Source organism: Magnetospirillum sp. XM-1, assembly GCF_001511835.1.
Lineage (GTDB): Bacteria > Pseudomonadota > Alphaproteobacteria > Rhodospirillales > Magnetospirillaceae > Phaeospirillum.
Genome location: NZ_LN997848.1, coordinates 4,542,946 through 4,561,937, shown reverse-complemented (window position 1 = coordinate 4,561,937; position 18,992 = coordinate 4,542,946). Strand labels below are relative to the sequence as shown.

The window sequence follows — 18,992 nt, the reverse complement described above, 5'->3', positions numbered from 1 at the left end:
GGGGGGATCGGGGCTTGGATGATGCGGAAGAAGAGTTGTGTGCCGCCGCCCGCCGGGCGGCGCGGGGCGAGGTGTTCCCCCTCGCGCTCCCCCGCTCGCCGCATGGCAGAGGGGCAGGGGCGTTCCGTCCCTGCCCCTCTGGGGCGGGAAGCTTGGGAGTTGCCGCCCCGTCAAGGGTACGGGCCGACCGGCCCCCGTGCTCGCCATGCTCGCCCCCTTGGGGCTGTGCGTGGCTCCGCGCGGCCCTTGACCGGGCGTCATCGGGGGAAGCGGGGATGGGAATGGGCATGGCGGGACCCTCCTGGTGAGGATCGCCACCGGCAAGGTTCAGGCGTTCGGAGAAAGGGCTTTGCCCTTGTTCTCCGTTTGCCGGACGCCTAGATTCGGGAGTGCAGAAGGAAACGAATCGAGGCTGTCAAACCTAGCGGGATGGCGACCGAAGCGTTTTCCGTGATGGGCCGGTGAGGTGCGAACTCACCGGCCCGTTTCGTTTCAGCCTCAATGGTCGTCGGGTTGCGGCGGACCTCGGCTGCTCGCCGCCATCTGGATTAGGCCGACTTCCGGGGGCGGCCCCGACGCGGGGCCATTGCGCCCGGCTTGGGGTCGTTGGGCAGGCCTTCCAGCCAAGCCAGCACATCGGCACGCCTCCAGCGCCTGCACCGAGTCCCCGGAGGGGTTACCGAAGGAGGCACTGCGGCGGGATTTCGGCTCAGGTCATTGCGGATGGTGCCCTCGCTTCCCCTCAGCAGGGCGGCCAAGTCCGAGATGGTCAGCAAGTCGGGCATGGCGGCAAGCGCGTGATCCCCAGCCATCAACATTCTCCGCTGGAATGGTGTGTGTATTAGTCACAGGCTGGCACTTTGAAAATCATGAGTCAACAAAAGTTGCAGAAAGTGTGAAAAAATGTAGGTGAGTGCGTTTAAACGGTTTGCTGATCTTTCTGGAAAAGTTTTGCCTAGTGCGGCTACGTGGATTACGTAGTTTGCTTGTTGATATGAAGTCATGATTTCATTATTTCATAATCATGATTTAATACTTCTATACTTTTACCGCAAAGCGGCGCGCCGCACGTCGCCGTGGGACAAGGCCTGTCCCTTTGTCCCACTATTGTCCCACGGGAAAATGGGTGCATGCGTGATCGCGGGTGTTATCCCGTGATCGCTGGTGCAGCTAAGTGCTTGAATTTAAAGCCGGTGGCGGAGGGGGCGGGATTCGAACCCGCGCAGGGATTTAGGTCCCTGGACGATTTAGCAAACCGTTGGTTTCAGCCACTCACCCACCCCTCCGCAGAGGCGGTTGCTTACCGCATTGGCCGGAGCGACGTTTCTAACCAAAGCGAATGCGGGCGTCAACGCTTCCTTTCCTCTAATCGGCAAAGGAATCGCGACGGGCGGCGCCGAGGGGACAGCCCCTGGGTTGCGGCAAAGGCGAGGCCGTCGTAAGGTGGCGGGTGTTCGGGGAGCCGGCCGCTCCAATGGGGAGGAGGAATGCGCAGTACTTGGCCGTTCATCGCGGGAGCGATCGTTGCCGGTCTGGTGACGCTTTTCACCCTGCCTATCCTGGTCGGCACCGGTCTCATCATGATGGCCGCGGGCTCGTTCGGCCGTAACGAAGCCACCCTGTCCGGGGGCTCGGCCTTTTCCATGCGCGACGAGCGCGGGCGCATCACCTCCAGGCTGGTCAACACCACCTACAGCGTCGTCTCGGTTCCCATCACCGGCGAGCCCCGGCCGCGCCGCACCTTGCTGCGCCAGCGCGTCACGCTGGGCGACGACGGCGAAGGCCGGGCCAGCCTGTCCGCCTGGCTGGTGGGGGCGCCGTCGGAATTGCGCAAGCCGCCGCTGTTCCACTTAAGCGTGGTCGCCCACGCCGCCAGCCTGGGCGACGATTTCCTGTTCTGGACCGAGAAGGGCGGGCGGCGCACCGCTTATTCCCTGGCCAACGGCGACTGGCTGTTCGATGCCGATCTGCCGCTGGCCACCTTCACCTTCGAGGCTGAGACCCGGCGCATGGCCGCCCTGTCGCAGGCGGACGAGGAATACGCCTCCAAGGGCGGCGTGGCGGTGTTCACCTACGCCGCGCCCGGCCGGGTCTTAAAGCGGATGGTGCTGGTGGTCGACGATCCCATCCGGGCTGGCATGCTGCGGGCCACCCTGTCGGCCACCAGGCTGGTGACCTATACCGACGAGGCCCTGGGCGGGCGGGTGGTGGAATTGCCGTTGGGCTCGGGCGCGGTGCGCATTCCCGTCACGCCCAACGACATGGACATCCGCCGGGCGGTGGTGCCGCCCGGCATGCGGCTGGTGCCGATTCAGATCTGGGGGTAGGGGAGGGGGCTCCTAGCCCACCATCCGCCACCAGCGCCGCGCCTCGCGCACCGCCCATTCCGGGCCATGGCCCGAGAACAGCATGACGTCGTCGTCGAGCAGGCCGAGCAGGCGGTTGATGGAGGCCCACAATTGCTGCTCGCTGCCGCCCGGCAGGTCGGTGCGCCCGACGCCGTTGCGGAACAGGGTGTCGCCGGTCAGCACGAAGCCGCCGAAATCCAGGCAGATGCCGCCCGGGGTATGGCCGGGGGTGTGGATGACGCGGACCGGTGCGCCGCCCAGGCTTTCGGTCGGCTCGCCGGCGAAGGTCTCCAGGCTGCCCGGTCCCTTCTGCGGCTGGCCGGTGAAGGTGCGGTTGAGGTCGCTGGAAGTGGAGATGACCTGGGCCTCGTCCACGTGGGCGCGGGTGGAAATGCCCAGCGCCGTCTCCAGCTGATGGGCGGCGCCCAGATGGTCGGGATGGCCGTGGGTCAGCCAGATGACCTCGGCCTTGGCGCCGGTGGCGGCCACCGCCTCCAAGATGCGCTCGCCGTCGCCGCCGGGATCGATGATCGCTAGGGTGTTGGTGGGCTTATGCACCACCAGATAGCAGTTCTCGTACCAGGGCGGGCTGGTCACCAGGACCGACAGGGAAAAGTCGCCGAAATCGCCGAACTGCTGATGGGTCATGACTGTCTATTCTCATCCGCGGTAGATTCCCTCCCCTATAGCGAAGGCTGGCGCGCTTTCCAAGCAATGCTTTCGCCTTTACGCCATGGTAACGGTGCATGGCGGACACTGAACCTTGGTCATAGGATGGGTTGAGGAGTTGCCGTTTCATGCGAAAGCCGCCCCGCAAGCGCGGACCGTTCGTCTCAGCCCGGCGTGAGGTTTCCGAAACCGACGGCCCCGGCGCCTCGTCGGCGCAGACCGCGTCGCCCGCCTATCGCCTGGCCTTCGAGGACGTCGACTTCCTGCTGCGCCAGGATCTGCGGCCGGTGCGGCTGCAGCTGGAGCTGCTGAAGCCGGAACTTCTGCAGCAGCAGCACGGCATCAAATCGACGGTGGCGGTGTTCGGCTCCGCCCGCATCCCCTCGCCCGAGCGCGCCCAGTCGGTGCTGGGCCAGGCCGAGGAAGAGGCCCGCAACCACCCCAAGGACAGGGAGGCCGCCCGGCGGCTGGCGGTGGCGCGGCGCATGGTGGCCAACAGCCGCTATTACGAGGAGGCGCGGCGCTTCGCCCGCATCGTCACCGGGACCTGCGTCGGCGAGCATGTCTGCGACTTCGTGGTCAAGACCGGCGGCGGCCCGGGCATCATGGAGGCGGCCAATCGCGGCGCCGACGACATCGGCGGCAAGTCCATCGGGCTGAACATCGTCCTGCCCATGGAACAGGAGCCCAATTCCTACATCACTCCGGACCTGTGCTTCCGCTTCCACTACTTCGCCATCCGCAAGATGCACTTCCTGACCCGGTCCAAGGCGCTGGTGGTGTTCCCTGGCGGTTTCGGCACCCTGGACGAGCTGTTCGAGGCGGCGACCCTGATCCAGACCGGCAAGATCGAGCCCATTCCCATCCTGCTGTTCGGACGCGAGTACTGGGAGCGGGTGATCAATATCGACGCCATGATCAACGAGGGCATGGTGGCGCCCGAGGACAAGGACATCTTCACCTTCGTGGAGACCGCCGAGGAGGCGTGGAACTGCATCGCCGACTTCTATCGGCTGCCTAAATAGGGTCGGAACCCGATTTACAAACCCATACGTAGGTCTACGATAAGGGCGGTTCCGAGATCCCTGGGGAGGGATGGGCCGCCCCTCGATCCACCGCCTCTGGCGGGTGGGTCGAGGCGGCGATAAATCCGGACAGGACAGACGAAAGCAAGACGCGCGAAGGAGGCTTCGCCCGGCTTCCGGCATTCCGTGCGATTCGAGGATTATACCAAACTGCGATGAGCGCGACTCATCGCAGTTTGGATAGGCCCAAAGGGCCGCGCCGCTTATGCGGCGGGAGCCAAGCCGCCACAGGCGGCGCCCGGCGATTGAGGGCGATGCGATGATCGGTTCCGATCAGTGCATCATAGTATTACTTATCGTCGAGCAGCGTCTCGCACAGCTCGTTGAGGCGCTTCGGCGAAATTTCCGAAACGCGCAGGCCGCGCAACGCATCCAGTTCGGCCGGTCCGACGCCCTTCTTGGCGGCGGCCATGGTGTCGAGGCCCTGGATGTACTGGGACAGGCGGTTGAACTTGGAAATCTGGCGGGTGGCGGCCAGCACGTCCTCGATTCCAACCGACGAGGGGCCGATGGTGTCGCCAAAGGCTCGCTTCAAACTCTTGCGCCAATCGTCCATAAGCCGGTCCCTCCCATCCCGAAGGCTGGGATCATACCTTCGGGCTAGGTGGGAGTCTCGCGCAAAGTAGTAATAGATCGACTCGCCTAGAGCCTATCCCCGAACCGAGCGCAAGAAGTCCTCGGCCTCGGTCTTGAGGTCGCTGACCGCCTCGGACAGGGTCTTGGCGCTCCAGATCACCCGCACGGCGCCGGCGCAGGACCGGGCCGAGGAGCGCGACAGGGTCGAGACGCTGCCCGACACTTCGCCCGCCTGGGTGGCGACCTCGTCGATGTTGCTGGCGATGTCGCGCGTGGTGGCTTCCTGCTGCTGCACGGCGCCGGCGATGGCGGTGGAGATGTTGTCGATGGTGCGGATGGTTTCCACCACGCCTTCGATGGAAGACGTCATCTCGCGGGTGGAGGTCTGGACCGCCGCCACCTGGTTGGAAATCTCCTCGGTGGCCTTGGCGGTCTGGTTGGCGAGGTTCTTGACCTCGTTGGCGACCACGGCGAAGCCCTTGCCCGCCTCGCCGGCCCGCGCCGCCTCGATGGTGGCGTTCAAGGCCAGAAGGTTGGTCTGCGCCGCGATGTCGTTGATCAGCTGCACCACGTTGCCGATGGCCTGGACGGAATCGGACAGGCCGTTCATCTGGCTGGCGGTGGTGTTGACGTTTTCCACCGCCTGCTGGGCGATGCGGCTCGATTCGCCCACCTGCTGGGCGATCTCGTTGATGGACAGCGCCAGCTGGCGGGTCGCCTCGGACACCGTGGCGGCGCGCTCGGTGGTGATGTTGGCCGCTTCCGAGACGTCGAGCGAGCGCGAGCCGCTTTGGCCCGAGCGGTTGGCCATGGCGTGGGCGGTCTTCTGGATGCCGGTGGTGGAGATCTCGACCTCGGCCACCTTGGCCTTGACCGTAGCCTCGAAATGGTCGGCCATGTCGCGCATGGTCCGGGCCCGTTCCTCGGCGGACCTGAGGCGCTCCTGCTCCTGGGTGGCGCGCAGGTGTTCGGCCTCCAGCATGTGTTCCTTGAACACCTGGACGGTGCGGGCCATGTCGCCCACCTCGTCCTTGCGCTCGATGGCCTCGATCTCCACCGAGGTGTCGCCATCGGCCAGACGCCCCATCAGGGTGGTCATGCGGCCGATGGGCCGCGTGATGACGCTGGTCAGAATCCAGCGGACGCCGAACACCGACACCAGGGTGGCGATGATGCCGAAGGCGAACAGGCCGATCAGGATGGTGTGCAGTTCGGCCTTCTCGGCGGCGGTGGACAGGGACGACGACAGCACGGCGATGACCTCGCCATCGTTCATGCCCATGCCGCCGTGGCAGGAATGACAGACCTCGTCCTTGGCGCCGTCGGTGACGCCCAGCACGATGGGCATGGCGTAGCGGTAGGAATCGCCCACCATCCGCCCGACCGCCTTGCCGGTGTCCAGGGCCTCGCGGTCGATGTCGTCCTGGGGGAGCTTGGGGGCGCGCTCAGGCTCGACGTCCTTCATGTGGGCGGCGACCTTGGGGCCCCAGACGCTCCAGACCTTGCCGGCGTAATGAATGTTGCGGGAGTCGAACCACTTGTTGAAGACCTTGATGCCGATGTTGTCGGCATCCTCGGGGCGGGTGGCCATGACGTTGAGGATCAGGGCATGCAGCGAGGTCATCTCGTTGACGCTGAGCTCGTGGAGCTTGCGCTCCATGGCGCGCTCCTCGAACCGGGCGATGAAGATCACGATCACGGCGGCCATGACGATGACGCCCAGGCCGACCACGATCATGAAACGCTGGCGCAGTCTCAAATTCTGCCAGACACCGTCGGACATGCGAAATTTCCCCCTCGCGTCTTCCGCCTGATGAAACTCCGCCTCCCCTTAGGCGGTCGGAATCAGCGCTTGATCTCGAAGGTCTTGTGAGCTTCGGTCAGTTCCAGCATGCGGAACACGTTGTCGCGCGGATTGACCAGACTGATGGAGGAACCGCTTTCGGCCAGATCTTCGCGGGCGATGTAAAGCAGACCAAGCCCGACCGAGTCGATATGGCTGAGGCCAGACATCTCGAACGTCACCTTGCGGTTCTTGATCCCGTTCAGCTGGGTCAGCAGGGACTGGAAGTCCTCGTTGGCGGCGAAGTTGAGCTGCCCTTCGAGCGACACGTGGACAGCGGATCCATCATCCTTGACACGAAACTGCATGCTACGGTCCTCCTCGTCTCGACTTGTGGCTAAGCTCCGTCGCCGCCCTTCCCCGCAACGCGTCACCGGCCTGTCGCTTAAGTCGAGTATTAGGGTGAAAGCCTTACCTCCGGCGCCGGGGCGAATGCAAGAGGTGAGTGTCTGGATCAGGCGAAAAAAGTCGTTATGTGACGCGCTCTCCTAGCGGCAAAACGTCATGACCAGGGTGCGGCCGCCATCTTCTCCGTGCAAGGTGTGGGTGACCTTGCGGATCAGGGACAGGCCGCGGCCATTCTTGGCCGTGGTTTTCGCGGTATGGGCCAGTTTCTCGGTCAAGTCGAAGCCCGAGCCCTGGTCGGATACCGCGACGCAGAGGAAATCGGCGCTTCGGGCCTGGACGTTGATCTCGATGCGCCGGGCGGCCAGGGCCGGGTCGGCCATGCGGGCGTGCATGATCCTCTGGAACTCGGCGAAGCCTTCGGTGGTGGTCCTCAGGTGGTTGGGAATGCCGAGATTGCCGTGGATGACCGCATTGGAGAGGGCCTCGGCCAGGGAGATCTCGATGAGGTCGGCGCAATTTCCGATCATCTCGCCGAAGCGGCTGCGGATGGCCTGGGCCACCAGTTCCAGGGTTTCCAGGCGATAGACGGTGGCGGTCTGCAACGACAGCGTCATGCCGCCGCCGCGCGCCATCTCGAAACAGCGCAAGCCGACGCCCAGCACGCCTTCCTCGCCAAGCTCCATGAAGCCGCAATAGGGGCCGGCAAGACCGGTGCGGACGGATTCCGTGTTTCCCGCTCCGCCCAGGATCGGCGCGGCGGGCAGGTCGGGGCTGGGGACGGCTTGGCGCAGGTCGATGCCCAGGGCCCGGCATTGGGCGGCCAGATCCTCGGACGGCGGGGTCGCGACCACCAGGCAGGGGCGTCGTTCGGAAGCGTGGCAGCCGGGCGAGGGCGGGGTCATCACCGAGGCCATGCTCAGCCCTCCCTCGCCAGGCGCCGGATGCACACGGCGGTCAGGTCATCCTCGAAAGGCATCCGCACATGGCGGCAGACCTCGTCCAGAAGGTGCTCGACGCGCAACTCGCCGTGGTTGCGAAGCAGCCCATGCACGGCCTCGCCCAGTCCGGCCTCGCCGAACAGCTGCTCCTCTCCGGTCGGCGAATCGGTGATGGCGTCGGAATACATGAACAATGCGGCGCCGGGCGGGAAGGGCTCGCGATGCTCGCGATAATCGGGAGTCTTGGACAGGCCCAGGGGAATGCCCTTGGCGTCCAGGAAGCGGTAGTCCTGGCCCCGCATGATCACCGGGGCGGGGGCGCCGGCCGACGCCCATTCGATCTCGCCGGCCTCGGTGTCGATGGTGCACAGGAACATGGTGGCGAACTGCCCACGGCCCAGCAGGGATTTCAACGCGCCGCTGAGCACGGTGAGGGTCTCGGCCGGTTGCCGCCGGGGGTCCCAATGGTCCGAGATCAGGGCGTGCAGGCGAAAGACGTTCAAGGCCGCGCCGATGCCGTGGCCGGTGAAGTCGAAACAGTAGAAGCTCATGCGCGGGCCGCCGCAATCCAGGCAGCCCCAGAGGTCGCCGCCGATGCCCGACGACGGCTCGAAAAAGGATTCCACCTCGACGCCGAGCGACGCCAGCCGCTCGTCCAGGCGCTCGGGCCGGGGCAGCAGGTCGAATTGCATGGCGCGGGCGGCGTTGACCTCCTCGACCAGATGGCGCTGCTGCTGGGCGATGCGCTCCAGCAGCGCCTGGCGTTCCAACTGGCCGGCCATGCGGGTGATGGCGTAGCGGATGGCGCGGCCCACCGTCCGTTCGGGGTCGTCGCTCTTGATCAGGTAATCCTGGGCGCCGGCCTCCAGGGCGTAGGAGGCGAAACGCGGGTCGTCCAGGCCGGTCATGATGACGATGGGCGTCCTGGAGGTGGCCTCCTGCATGCGCGAGACCGTGGCGATGCCGGTGGAATCGGGCAGGCTGAGATCCAGCAGGACCACGTCCACCGGCTCGTCGCCGCCCACATGGGCGATGGCGGCCGCCAGGGTGGTCACGTGCTTGACCACGAAGGTGGGGGTGCTCGACATCCTGAGCGCATATTCCACCAGACGGGCGTCGCCGGGCTCGTCCTCCACCAGGAGGACGTGCAGGACGTCCTTCACCACCCGAGAGGCGCTGGTTCCGGGTATGGCCCCCGTCTCTCCGCTCTCGGGATCGGTTCGCCAGCCGCCGGTTCGGCTGGGCAGGCGGATCAGTCGCCCTCCCCGGCTCGCCACGTTCATGGTCCCGCTCCCCGCACCCCTTGGTATGACCTGTCGGCTAGACTAATGGATGTATGTGTCGAGCATTGTTGCGTGCTGTCAACGCAATGTAAATGGATATGCAAGCATCCATAACATACCGTATTTTCCTGGCTTGTCGCCAAGGGTCAGTTGTTACCCGGGTCGCCGGAGTGATATTTGACGCCGTCGGTGAGGTGCAGGTCGCGTTCGCTGACCAGGCAGGCGGCCTCGCCGGTGCCCTTTCCCCCCAGCGGCTCGACGACCGATTGGACCATGCAGCGTTGCGCACAGGTCTCGGCGCAGATGAGATACTGATTCTCCCAGCGCTCCATGGAGGAGTAGTCGATATAGCCTTTCATGGCTGTCACTTCGTCGGCGGGGTAGCGGTCACCCAGCGCCTTGGGGTATTCCGCCAGCATGCGGGCGGGGGTGATATCGGAGCAGCCGCAATTGGCGATCAGCCCCATGAAGCGTCCCATGCGGGTGAAATGCGCGGGCTGGTCCGGGGGCGGAACGCAGGCGGAGAGCAGGCCGAGCAGCAGGGCGGCAGTCGCGAGCTTATAAGGGACTCTGACCATGGCGATCATCCCTGATGTCAGGATTATGCAAGTTGGCTATTATAGCGCTTGGACACAAATCCAGAAAGGGTGCGTCGCCGTTTCGGGGCGGCGCAAGATGGGGGCGAAACCAAGCTGATGTTCATTGGGAATGGGCGGCCCGTGCGGCGGTGATGAACGGGCGCAGGCGCAATCTTATCGTGATCGCGGCGATTCTGGCGGCGGGGCTTGCGGTCCTGGCGGCGCTGCCGTCCGGGCTGCCGGCCTGGGGGCTGGCACTTTTGGCCGCGGCCGCGGCGGCGATATTGTGGCTGGCGTCGCGCTGCGGCCGCGACGAGGCGGAGGAAGTCCAGAGGCTGCGAACCCAGATGGCGTCGCTCCGCCAGGAGCGCGACCGCCTCAGCCTGCTGTCCGAGGTGGTCAAGGAGAGCTCGGAGCGGTACCGCGAGTATTCCGAGGCGGCCGCCGACTGGTTCTGGGAAAGCGATTCCGAGCAGCGCTTCACCTTCTTTTCGTCCTCCTTCGACACGGTGATGAACGTCTCGTCCGACGACCTGCTGGGCCAGCGGTCGTGGGACATCGTCAGCGAGCGCATGGAGATCGATTCCGACCAGTGGCAGGCCCACATCGCCGACCTGACCGCCCAGCGGCCGTTCCGCGACTTCAAGTACTGGCTGGAGGACCGCAGCGGCCGCGCCCGCTGGATCAAGGTCAACGGCCTGCCCCGCTTCGACGACGACGGTGCGTTCATCGGCTATCGCGGCACCGGCACCGACATCACGGCGGCGGTGGAAAACGCGCACCGCATGCACATGCTGAACCGCGCGGTGGAACAGAGCCCGGTCTCCATCGTCATCACCGACCTGAAGGCCGACATCCAGTACGTCAACGGGGCGTTCCTCAAGGTCACCGGCTATTCCATGGACGAGGTGATCGGCCGCAATCCCCGCATCCTGCGCTCCGACAGGACCCCGTCCGAGACCTACAACGCCATGTGGGCGGCGCTGTCCATGGGCGAGAAGTGGGAAGGCGAATTGGTCAACCGGCGCAAGAACGGCGAGCTTTACTGGGAACTGGCCACCATCCAGCCCATCCAGAACATCGAAGGCGAGATCACCAACTACCTGGCGGTCAAGACCGACATCACCGAACAGAAGCAAGCCGACGCCAAACTGGCCGAACTGGTCGAGGAACTGCGCCGCTCCAATGAGGAGCTGGAGCAGTTCGCCTATGTGGCCTCCCACGACCTGCGCCAGCCGCTGCGCATGATCACCGCCTATCTGGGGCTTCTGGAGAAGAAGCTGGGGGCCAATTTCGACCAGGATTCCCGCGATTTCTTCGGCTTCGCCCTGGACGGAGCCAAGCGCCTGGACCGCATGATCGTCGACCTGCTGGAATACTCGCGCATCGGCCGCATCGGGGCGCCCATGGCGCCGGTGGAGCTTGCGGGGGTGGTGGCCGACGCCGTGCGCCATCTGGACGTGGCGGTGGCCGAAAGCGGGGCCGAGATCGCGGTGCCCGAATCGCTGCCGATGATCTCGGGCGACGCCAACGAACTGATCCGCCTGTTCCAGAACCTGATCGGCAACGCCATCAAGTACATGCCCGAGGGCCGGGCGCCCCGCATCGAGGTGCTGTGCCGCGATGCCGGCGGCGAATGGGTGCTGGGGGTCAAGGACAACGGCATCGGCATTCCCCCCGACGACCTGAAGCGGGTGTTCGGCATCTTCCAGCGCCTGGTTGCCCGCGAACAGTACGAAGGCACCGGCATCGGCCTGGCGGTGTGCCGCAAGATCGTCGAACGCCATGGCGGCCGCATCTGGGCCGAATCCGAACTGGGCGAGGGCAGCACCTTCCTGGTGGCCCTTCCCAAGCACCAATCCTGATCCCGGACGCCGACCCTTGGCGTGGGCCGTCGCTGGGGGGCGTCGGCGTGATCCGGCCTTTGACCGATTGACCTCGGGCCGGGCATGGCCCACCATCCCGGCTGTTCAACAACGGGAGGGGCGTTGCCCATGGTTTCCGAGATTTTCGCCGATGGTGTCGGCCGGGTCGATTTCGTCAGTGGCGTGGTCCGCATCGAGCTGGTGTCGCTGGAGCCCACCGAATCCGGCCAGGGCAAGATGGAAGTCCGCCAGCGCATCGCCATGCCGGTGGACGGTTTCCTGCATTCGCTCAACACCATGGGCGATCTGGTCACCAAGCTGGTGGAAGCCGGCGTGCTGAAGCGTAACGAGCCCCAGGGCGGCGCCGCCCCCGTCACCAAGTAGGCGTTTCACTCCTTCCTGTCATCCCGAGCGCAGGCGAGGGATCTCGTCCTGGCACGGCTTTTCAGATTCTGCATGGCCGGTTCAGGCGGAGATCCTTCGCTGACGCTCAGGATGACAAGTGGACGCGTTAGTCGCGCTTAACCAGACCGGTGATGCCGGCCACGAACAGGGCCGAGGCGATCCAGCCGAAGGCAATGTGCAGCCACATGTAGATGGTTACCACCCACCCGGCCCAGCCCTTGCCGGTGATGGACGGAATCCAGTAGCTGTCCTGGGCCAGATCCACGAAGGGCAGCAGCAGGTCGGCGGAATAGATGGGCCAGACCGGTCGCGGATATTCCGGCGGGATGTGGTGCTTGGATACGTAGTCCGCATGCATGTAGATGCGTTCCTTGGCGGGAACCATGATCCCATATCGATCAGCCTCCCAGAACACGATGGCGCCGAGAACGATGGCACCCAGCAGCCACAACAGGGGCCGTGCCCGGCGGTAGCCATACCCGGCCAGCCAGCCATAGAGCCGCCACGCCACACGATGCCAGCGGCCCATTTTGCCGCGCTTCAGGCGGTCGTCCTCCTTGGCAATCTGAATGCGCCGGGCCTCGCCGTCATGGCCTTGGGCTTTCAGGACCTTGGCCAGTTGTTCGTAGGGCTGGGGGTCGAAGACGCCCATATCGCCCTGCCGCCCCAGCCAATCGAGACGCTCGGCCGCAGTGTGGGGAGATTCGGCGTAGATGGCGCCATAGGTGAAACCTGTAAGATGCAGGTTTCCTGTTGGAGGCCAAGAAACCTTGTCATCGGCCAACACCCCAACGGAAGCATGCGTAAGGTTTACGGTGCTTTTAAAAATGGTATTGATTAAAATAAGAAGTCCGGTAATTCGAAGGCCTATGGCCAGCACGTCGCCTGTTATTGAGCAGCTGTCAAGTACGAGGTTGCTGGCTTGTGTGCGAAGTAGGCAGATAGTGCCATTGATAACGCACTTTTTAAGCCCAAAAGGCCCATTTATAGTGCAGTCTTCAAAATCAAGGTCGCCATCAATAGTTGCTCCCTCAATGCGTAGACCTTTGGGGTGGGCGTCTTGATGGCCAGTGGGGAGCGTTGCTAGTTTAACAATGAGTGCCGCGGGAATGATTTCTCCCTCGGTGAACTCGACCCACTCACCCGTCCGCGCGGCTTTACGGACGCGATTTTCGGTGGTCTTTTGTGTGTTATCGTCTCTCATGGCGAGAGACGGTGCCACAGGCCGGGCTTTTGGGCAAGGTGACGGCGGGCCCCCTCTCCCGCAAGCGGGCGAGGGGGGAATGAAAAATCCCCCCGCCCTTACGGGCCGAGGGGATTTTTTGTTGAAAAGACGGGGTGCGGGGCGGCAGCCCCGACTCCATCTATCCCGCCAGGGCCTGTTCGATCTTGTCGATGGCCGCCTGGGCGGCGCTGGCGTCGGGGCCGCCGGCCTGGGCCATGTCGGGGCGGCCGCCGCCACCCTTGCCGCCCAGGGCCTCCGAGCCGATGCGCACCAGGTCGACGGCGCTGTGCTTGGCGGTCAGGTCCTCGGTGACGCAGACCACGATGGAGGCCTTGCCGTCGGCGTCCGACACCAGGGCGATGACACCCGAGCCGATCTGCTTCTTGATCTCGTCGGCCATGCCCTTCAGGTCCTTGGCGGGCACGCCCGCCATGACCTTGCCGGCATAGGTGATGCCGTTGACGGTCTTGGTGGCCGCACCCTGGCCGCCGCCGGTGGCCAGCTGCTTCCGGACCTCGGCCAGTTCGCGCTCGAGCTTGCGGCGGTCGTCCATGAGGCCGGCAATGCGGGCCGGCAGGTCGGCGGGCGCCGCCTTCAAGGTGTCGGCGGCCTTGGCCAGCAGATCTTCCTGCGCTTGCGCCCAGGCCAGGAAGGCCGGGCCGGTCACCGCCTCGATGCGGCGCACGCCCGACGCCACGGCGCTTTCCGCCACGATCTTGAAGCCGCCGATGTCGCCGGTGCGGTTGGCGTGGGTGCCGCCGCACAGTTCGGTGGACAGATCGCCCATGGAGACCACGCGCACCTCGTCGCCGTATTTCTCGCCGAACAGGGCCATGGCGCCGGCCTTGATGGCGTCGTCGGGGGTCATGACCTTGGTGGCCACTTCCGCGTTGGCGCGGATGCGGCGGTTGACGTCGGCCTCCACGGCGCGGGTCTCCTCGGCCGACAGCGCCTTGGTGTGGGCGAAGTCGAAGCGCAGGCGCTCGGGCCCGACCTGGCTGCCCTTCTGCGTCACGTGGTCGCCCAGGATGGAGCGCAGCGAGGCGTGCAGCAGGTGGGTGGCCGAGTGGTGGCCCCTGGTGGCGTCGCGGCGGGTCGAATCCACGGCGAAATGGGCGTCCTCGCCGACTGCCACCGGTCCGCCCTCGACGGTGCCGAAATGGACGATCAGGTCGCCCAGCTTCTTTAAGGTGTCGGTGACGGTGATGATGGCCTTGGCCGAGGAGCCCGGCATGCCGATGGTGATGATGCCGGTGTCGCCCATCTGGCCGCCCGACTCGCCGTAGAACGGGGTCTGGTTGGCGATGACCGCAACCTGATGGCCGGGATGGACGGCCTCGACAGCCTTGCCGTCTTCCACCAGGGCGATGATCTTGCCCTCGGCCTGCTCGGCGTCGTAGCCCAGGAACTCGCTTGCCCCCAGCTTCTCGCGCAGCTCGAACCACAGGGATTCGGTGGCCGCCTCGCCCGAGCCGGACCACGCCTTGCGGGCCTCGGCGCGCTGGCGCTCCATGGCGGCCGAGAAGCCGTCGGTATCGACGGAGAGGCCCTTGGCCTTCAGCGCATCCTGGGTGAGGTCCAGCGGGAAGCCGTAGGTGTCGTAGAGCTTGAACGCCACCTCGCCGGCCAGCTGGCCGCCGCCGCCGATCCGGGTGACTTCCTCGTCCAAGAGCTTCAGGCCCTTGTCCAGCGTCACCTTGAAGCGGGTTTCCTCCAGCTTCAGGGTCTCGGTGATCAGGGCATTGGCGCGCACCAGCTCAGGGTACGCCTCGCCCATCTGCTTGGTCAGCGCCGGGACCAGCTTGTGCAGCAGGGGTTCGGTGCAGCCCATCAGGTGGGCGTGGCGCATGGCGCGGCGCATGATGCGGCGCAGAACATAGCCGCGGCCCTCGTTTGACGGCAGCACGCCGTCGGCGATCAGGAAGGACGACGAGCGCAGGTGGTCGGCGACCACGCGGTGGCTGACCTTGTGGGGGCCGTCGGCGTCGGTGTTGGACGCGTCCGCCGAGGCCTCGATCAGGCTGCGCATCAGGTCGATGTCGTAATTGTCGTGCTTGCCCTGCAGCAGGGCGGCCAGACGCTCGAGGCCCATGCCGGTGTCGATGGAGGGCTTGGGCAGCGGAATGCGGGTTTCCTTGTCCACCTGCTCGAACTGCATGAACACGAGATTCCAGATCTCGATGAACCGGTCGCCGTCCTGGTCGGGGCTGCCGGGCGGGCCGCCGGGGATGTGGTCGCCGTGGTCGTAGAAGATCTCCGAGCACGGACCGCAAGGCCCGGTGTCGCCCATGGCCCAGAAATTGTCCGAGGTGGGGATGCGGATGATGCGCGAGTCCGGCAGGCCGGCGATCTTCTTCCAGGCGTCGGCCGCCTGGTCGTCGTCGTGATAGACGGTGACCAGCAGGCGGTTCTTGTCGATGCCGAAATCCTTGGTGATCAGGGTCCAGGCATGCTCGATGGCCAGGTCCTTGAAATAGTCGCCGAACGAGAAATTGCCCAGCATCTCGAAGAAGGTGTGGTGGCGCGCGGTATAGCCCACGTTGTCCAGGTCGTTGTGCTTGCCGCCGGCGCGCACGCATTTCTGGGCGGTGGCGGCGCGGACGTAGTCGCGCTTCTCGACGCCGGTGAAGACGTTCTTGAACTGCACCATGCCGGCGTTGGTGAACATCAGCGTCGGATCGTTGCGCGGCACCAGCGGGCTGGAATTCACGACGGTGTGGCCGTTCTTCTCGAAGAAGTCGAGGAATGTGCGGCGAATCTCGTTGGCGGTCTGCATGGCATCCATCGTGGGCTAGGGGTGCGGCGTAACGGGCGGTTTTAACCCGTGGGGGGACGGGCTGTCCAGGGGCGGCCCGACGCCGGGGCAGGGGGCTCGGGGCAATACCTTATATGGGATTGTGGTTTTGTAAAGTGACGCCGATGAGATCGCTTGACCAGGCTCAAGGCAAAGACACAGCGTGGCGCTTATGTATTTGTTCGCGCCCCGGTGCGGCAGGCCCTCCCCTCCCCACTCCCCTCCCGCCGTATCGGGGCCTCCCCATTCTTTCAGGAGCCGTGACTTCCATGTCCGAACCTCAACTCGACGTCCGCGCCATCCAGCCCCGCGACCGCCACCCGCAGATTTTCGGCACCTTCGAATCCCTGGCCGTGGGCGGCGCTTTCATTCTGGTCAATGACCACGATCCCAAGCCGCTCTATTATCACTTCAACGCCGAGCGGGCCGGCACCTTCGGCTGGGAATACCTGGAGGAAGGCCCCGAGGTCTGGCGGGTGCGCATTTCGCGGACCGTCTGAGAAAGGGAAAAGACGATGATGAACCGTTTGGGGCTGGTCGCCGTGGTCCTGTGGCTGGTTTCGGCCATCGGCCTGGGCGTGCTGTTCGTCCATGGACGGACTGAAAAGGCCCCCGACGGTCGCACCGCCGTCCTGATGAGCGGGCCCGAGCGCGAGATGGTCTTCTCCGAGATGCGCGGCCTGCTGGTGGCGGTCCGCGACATCACCGCCGCCCTGGCCGAGGGCGACACCGCCAAGGTGGCGAAGATCGCCCGCTCCATGGGCATGGGCGAGGCCCACGACAAGGCCCCCGACCTGCTGCTGAAGCTGCCGCTGGACTTCAAGCGTCTGGCCATGGGCCTGCACGGCGGCTTCGACCAGATGGCCGACGCGGCGGCCAAGGGTGAAAACCCCGCCCAGCTCAACCGCCGCCTGATCGAGCAGTTGGACCGCTGCACCACCTGCCATTCCGGGTTCCGCATCGACGTCGCGCAATAAGTGCCGTAGATTGGGCGAATGCATGCAATCGCGTTCGTCCTGACCCTGCTGCTCCTGTCGGTCCCGGCCTTGGCCGCCGGGCCGCCTCCCGCCGCTCCCCCGCCGCTCCGCTGCGCCGAGGATGGGGACGGCGGTGCCTGCGTCTGGGGCAAGGCCGAGGGCTTCGACGCCGGGGCCGTCCAGGTGCGTGGGCTGCATGTGGCGCTGGCCGGCATCACCGCGCCGGGGCGCAAGGATTTGTGCGGCTCCAAATCGGCCAGGAATGAATTCGACTGCGCCCGTCCGGCCAGGAAGCGCATGGGCGAATTGCTGTCCAAGGGCGTGGCCTGCGAGATCGTCGACGTGGCTTCGGGCCAGCTGTGGGGACGCTGCAAGGTGGCCGAGGGGGATTTGGGCCGCCTGCTGGTGGCGGGCGGTCTGGCCCGCGCCGCCAAGGACGGCCCCTATGCCGAGGCGCAGAAACAGGCGGTCGCCGCCAAGCGCGGCCTGTGGGCCGCCGACATGGTGCTGCCGCGGGACTGGGAAACCGCCCGGCGCAAGGCCGAGGACGAGGATTAGGCCTTCAGCGGCAGGAATACCTCCGCCACCGCCTCGTGTTCCGGCACCTCCGGAAAGAAGCTCAGCCGCTGGCAATAGATCGGGAAGTCGCGCGCTTCCTCGCCGCTGGCCGGAAGCCAGTCGCGATAAAGAAAGAGCGCGGCTGGCTCCAGGTTGTCGGTGTGGCCGACGACGCGCAGCACCGCGCAGCGCCCGCCGGGGATCTCGCCGGCCTTGACGTGCTCGCCGTTGGGCGCGACCGGCCGGTCGGTCCCGGCGCAGAGGTCCACGCTATAATCGGCCGGCGATTCGGGACAGCGCTCGGAACGCCAGACATTGAAGGTCGGGCTTGTCCTGGGGTGCAGGCCGGCGGCCCTGCGCCACGCGATGAACCGCTGGATGGTGGCGCCGAGCGTCGCCGGGTCGCCCCGATGCTCCATGATCGCCACCGGGGTGGTGGGGACATCGCGGATGGTCACGTCGTCCGCGGTGAAGGTTCTCTGCATGCGCTTGCTCCTCGCATTGTCCAGGGGGGTGAAGGCCGCAAGCCACGGCTCCCAATCGGGAGACTTCCGGAACGACGAGGGGGATTGCCCGAACCGTTGCCGGAAGGCGCGGGCGAAGGCGTCGGGCGCGTCGTAGCCGGCATCCATCGCGATGTCGGTGACATTCTGGCTATCCCGGTAGGCGAGCCGGTACGAAGCGCGCTTCATGCGGGCGAGCTGGACATAGCGATGCACGGACAGCCCGAAGGTCGCCGTGAACTGCCGGTGGAAATGATACTTCGAGTAGGCGGCGACCCGGCTCAGCGTTTCCAGGTCCAGGTCCTCGTCCAGATGCCGGTCTATGTGGTCCAGCACCCGCTGCATTCGGGTCTGGTGGTTACGAATTGCCGCCTTCATGGTTCCGTTCTCCGTGGCGGCACCAGCTAAGCGTAATCGAAAGGTAAAGCGCTCGACCGATCTTGCGGTATTGCCATGGACGGCGGGAGCCTAGTTCTTGGCGACCTTCTTGGGCTTCTTCTCGGAATCCGCCGCTTTGGTCTCGGTACAGGCGGTGATATCGGCCGGCTTGCCGACCGTGTCGGTGGCCAGGGCGGCCAGTTGCTGGCCGTTGGCGGCGATGGCCTTCTCGAACAGCGGCTGGCTGATCTCGCAATAGCCCTCGGTCTCGTGGACCCGCACCGATTCCCGGTTGGTCAGCACTGTGTTGTAGCGGTCGAAGCCGGAGACACCCTTGCCGGTGCGGGTGAAGTAGGCGCGCATGACGTTGGCGTTGACGCTCATGGTGCCGCCGTGGCGGTGGACGTAGCTGCTCCACTTGGCCGGAAGCGAGGGGTCGTCGCCGCGGCAGTTCAGGGCCGCCACCTGCAGCTGGTAATGGAACTGGCGCAGCTGGGCAGCCCTGATCTCTTCGGGGGACCCGCAGGCCGATCCGGCCGCGGCGGGAAGGGCGAAGAGCCCGAAGGCAAGGGCGAGGGCAATGGTGCGGTGGCTCAAGGCTTGTGTCCCGGCAGGTCGA

19 protein-coding genes and 1 tRNA gene are annotated in these 18,992 nt (G+C 65.6%); 7 read left to right on the top strand and 13 right to left on the bottom strand.

The annotated features are described in order from the left end of the window. Window positions 1-548: 548 nt before the first annotated feature. Both XM1_RS23645 and XM1_RS20910 read right to left on the bottom strand, forming a co-directional pair. On the bottom strand, window positions 549-812 hold the full coding sequence (locus tag XM1_RS23645) for an AlpA family transcriptional regulator (protein WP_156428813.1): 264 nt from the start codon (window positions 810-812) through the stop codon (window positions 549-551). 382 nt (window positions 813-1,194) lie between these two features. Then, window positions 1,195-1,286: transfer RNA gene (locus XM1_RS20910), tRNA-Ser, on the bottom strand. Window positions 1,287-1,487: 201 nt separating this feature from the next. Between XM1_RS20910 and XM1_RS20905 the strand changes: the two genes are divergently transcribed. Then, window positions 1,488-2,327 (top strand): hypothetical protein, encoded by an 840-nt coding sequence (locus tag XM1_RS20905; RefSeq protein ID WP_068436912.1) that lies wholly within the window; start codon window positions 1,488-1,490, stop codon window positions 2,325-2,327. A 12-nt stretch (window positions 2,328-2,339) separates the two neighbouring features. Here the strand turns inward: XM1_RS20905 and XM1_RS20900 are convergent, their stop codons facing one another. Beyond that, entirely contained in the window at window positions 2,340-2,996 is a 657-nt protein-coding gene (locus XM1_RS20900; RefSeq protein ID WP_068436906.1) for an MBL fold metallo-hydrolase, read from the bottom strand. 149 nt (window positions 2,997-3,145) lie between these two features. Between XM1_RS20900 and XM1_RS20895 the strand changes: the two genes are divergently transcribed. Further along, on the top strand, window positions 3,146-4,042 hold the full coding sequence (locus XM1_RS20895) for an LOG family protein (RefSeq protein ID WP_068436904.1): 897 nt from the start codon (window positions 3,146-3,148) through the stop codon (window positions 4,040-4,042). 349 nt (window positions 4,043-4,391) lie between these two features. Here the strand turns inward: XM1_RS20895 and XM1_RS20890 are convergent, their stop codons facing one another. The 6 genes from XM1_RS20890 to XM1_RS20865 all read right to left on the bottom strand — a co-directional run bounded on the left by XM1_RS20890 (window position 4,392) and on the right by XM1_RS20865 (window position 9,668). Further along, window positions 4,392-4,658 (bottom strand): hypothetical protein, encoded by a 267-nt coding sequence (locus XM1_RS20890; RefSeq protein WP_068436902.1) that lies wholly within the window; start codon window positions 4,656-4,658, stop codon window positions 4,392-4,394. 93 nt (window positions 4,659-4,751) lie between these two features. Beyond that, complete coding sequence (locus tag XM1_RS20885; RefSeq protein WP_068436900.1) at window positions 4,752-6,461, bottom strand: methyl-accepting chemotaxis protein; 1,710 nt, start codon at window positions 6,459-6,461, stop codon at window positions 4,752-4,754. A gap of 62 nt (window positions 6,462-6,523) precedes the next feature. After that, window positions 6,524-6,829, bottom strand: coding sequence for an STAS domain-containing protein (locus tag XM1_RS20880; RefSeq protein WP_068436898.1), 306 nt, complete (start codon window positions 6,827-6,829; stop codon window positions 6,524-6,526). 180 nt (window positions 6,830-7,009) lie between these two features. Further along, window positions 7,010-7,783 carry an ATP-binding protein gene (locus XM1_RS20875; RefSeq protein ID WP_068436895.1) on the bottom strand — a complete coding sequence of 258 codons (774 nt, stop codon included), beginning with the start codon at window positions 7,781-7,783 and terminating at the stop codon, window positions 7,010-7,012. A gap of 2 nt (window positions 7,784-7,785) precedes the next feature. Further along, window positions 7,786-9,090, bottom strand: coding sequence for a PP2C family protein-serine/threonine phosphatase (locus tag XM1_RS20870; protein WP_068436894.1), 1,305 nt, complete (start codon window positions 9,088-9,090; stop codon window positions 7,786-7,788). A 146-nt stretch (window positions 9,091-9,236) separates the two neighbouring features. Continuing rightward, complete coding sequence (locus XM1_RS20865) at window positions 9,237-9,668, bottom strand: hypothetical protein (RefSeq protein ID WP_156428812.1); 432 nt, start codon at window positions 9,666-9,668, stop codon at window positions 9,237-9,239. Between the two features lie 179 nt (window positions 9,669-9,847). Here XM1_RS20865 and XM1_RS20860 point away from each other — a divergent pair, with 179 nt between their 5' ends. Next, the gene (locus tag XM1_RS20860; RefSeq protein WP_231920611.1) at window positions 9,848-11,533 is read left to right on the top strand and encodes a PAS domain S-box protein; all 1,686 of its coding nucleotides are present in this window, start codon (window positions 9,848-9,850) and stop codon (window positions 11,531-11,533) included. Between the two features lie 129 nt (window positions 11,534-11,662). Continuing rightward, complete coding sequence (locus XM1_RS20855; RefSeq protein ID WP_068436888.1) at window positions 11,663-11,917, top strand: hypothetical protein; 255 nt, start codon at window positions 11,663-11,665, stop codon at window positions 11,915-11,917. Window positions 11,918-12,044: 127 nt separating this feature from the next. Here XM1_RS20855 and XM1_RS20850 read toward each other — a convergent pair whose 3' ends face one another. Continuing rightward, window positions 12,045-12,590: a hypothetical protein gene (locus tag XM1_RS20850; protein WP_068436886.1), complete on the bottom strand. Its 546-nt coding sequence runs from the start codon at window positions 12,588-12,590 to the stop codon at window positions 12,045-12,047. Between the two features lie 712 nt (window positions 12,591-13,302). Further along, the gene (alaS, locus tag XM1_RS20845) at window positions 13,303-15,939 is read right to left on the bottom strand and encodes an alanine--tRNA ligase (protein ID WP_068436884.1); all 2,637 of its coding nucleotides are present in this window, start codon (window positions 15,937-15,939) and stop codon (window positions 13,303-13,305) included. A gap of 287 nt (window positions 15,940-16,226) precedes the next feature. Between alaS and XM1_RS20840 the strand changes: the two genes are divergently transcribed. The 3 genes from XM1_RS20840 to XM1_RS20830 are packed head-to-tail and all read left to right on the top strand — an operon-like array spanning window position 16,227 to window position 17,492. After that, window positions 16,227-16,457 carry a DUF2249 domain-containing protein gene (locus tag XM1_RS20840; RefSeq protein WP_068436882.1) on the top strand — a complete coding sequence of 77 codons (231 nt, stop codon included), beginning with the start codon at window positions 16,227-16,229 and terminating at the stop codon, window positions 16,455-16,457. A gap of 15 nt (window positions 16,458-16,472) precedes the next feature. Further along, window positions 16,473-16,934, top strand: a complete 462-nt coding sequence (locus XM1_RS20835) for a hypothetical protein (RefSeq protein WP_068436880.1) — start codon at window positions 16,473-16,475, stop codon at window positions 16,932-16,934. Between the two features lie 18 nt (window positions 16,935-16,952). Continuing rightward, the gene (locus tag XM1_RS20830; RefSeq protein ID WP_068436877.1) at window positions 16,953-17,492 is read left to right on the top strand and encodes a thermonuclease family protein; all 540 of its coding nucleotides are present in this window, start codon (window positions 16,953-16,955) and stop codon (window positions 17,490-17,492) included. Here XM1_RS20830 and XM1_RS20825 read toward each other — a convergent pair. Together XM1_RS20825 and XM1_RS20820 are read right to left on the bottom strand one after the other, a co-directional pair. Then, window positions 17,489-18,373: a GyrI-like domain-containing protein gene (locus tag XM1_RS20825; protein ID WP_068436875.1), complete on the bottom strand. Its 885-nt coding sequence runs from the start codon at window positions 18,371-18,373 to the stop codon at window positions 17,489-17,491. The genes XM1_RS20830 and XM1_RS20825 overlap by 4 nt on opposite strands. 90 nt (window positions 18,374-18,463) lie before the next feature. Next, on the bottom strand, window positions 18,464-18,970 hold the full coding sequence (locus XM1_RS20820) for a heme utilization protein (protein WP_068436873.1): 507 nt from the start codon (window positions 18,968-18,970) through the stop codon (window positions 18,464-18,466). Between the last annotated feature and the right edge of the window lie 22 nt (window positions 18,971-18,992).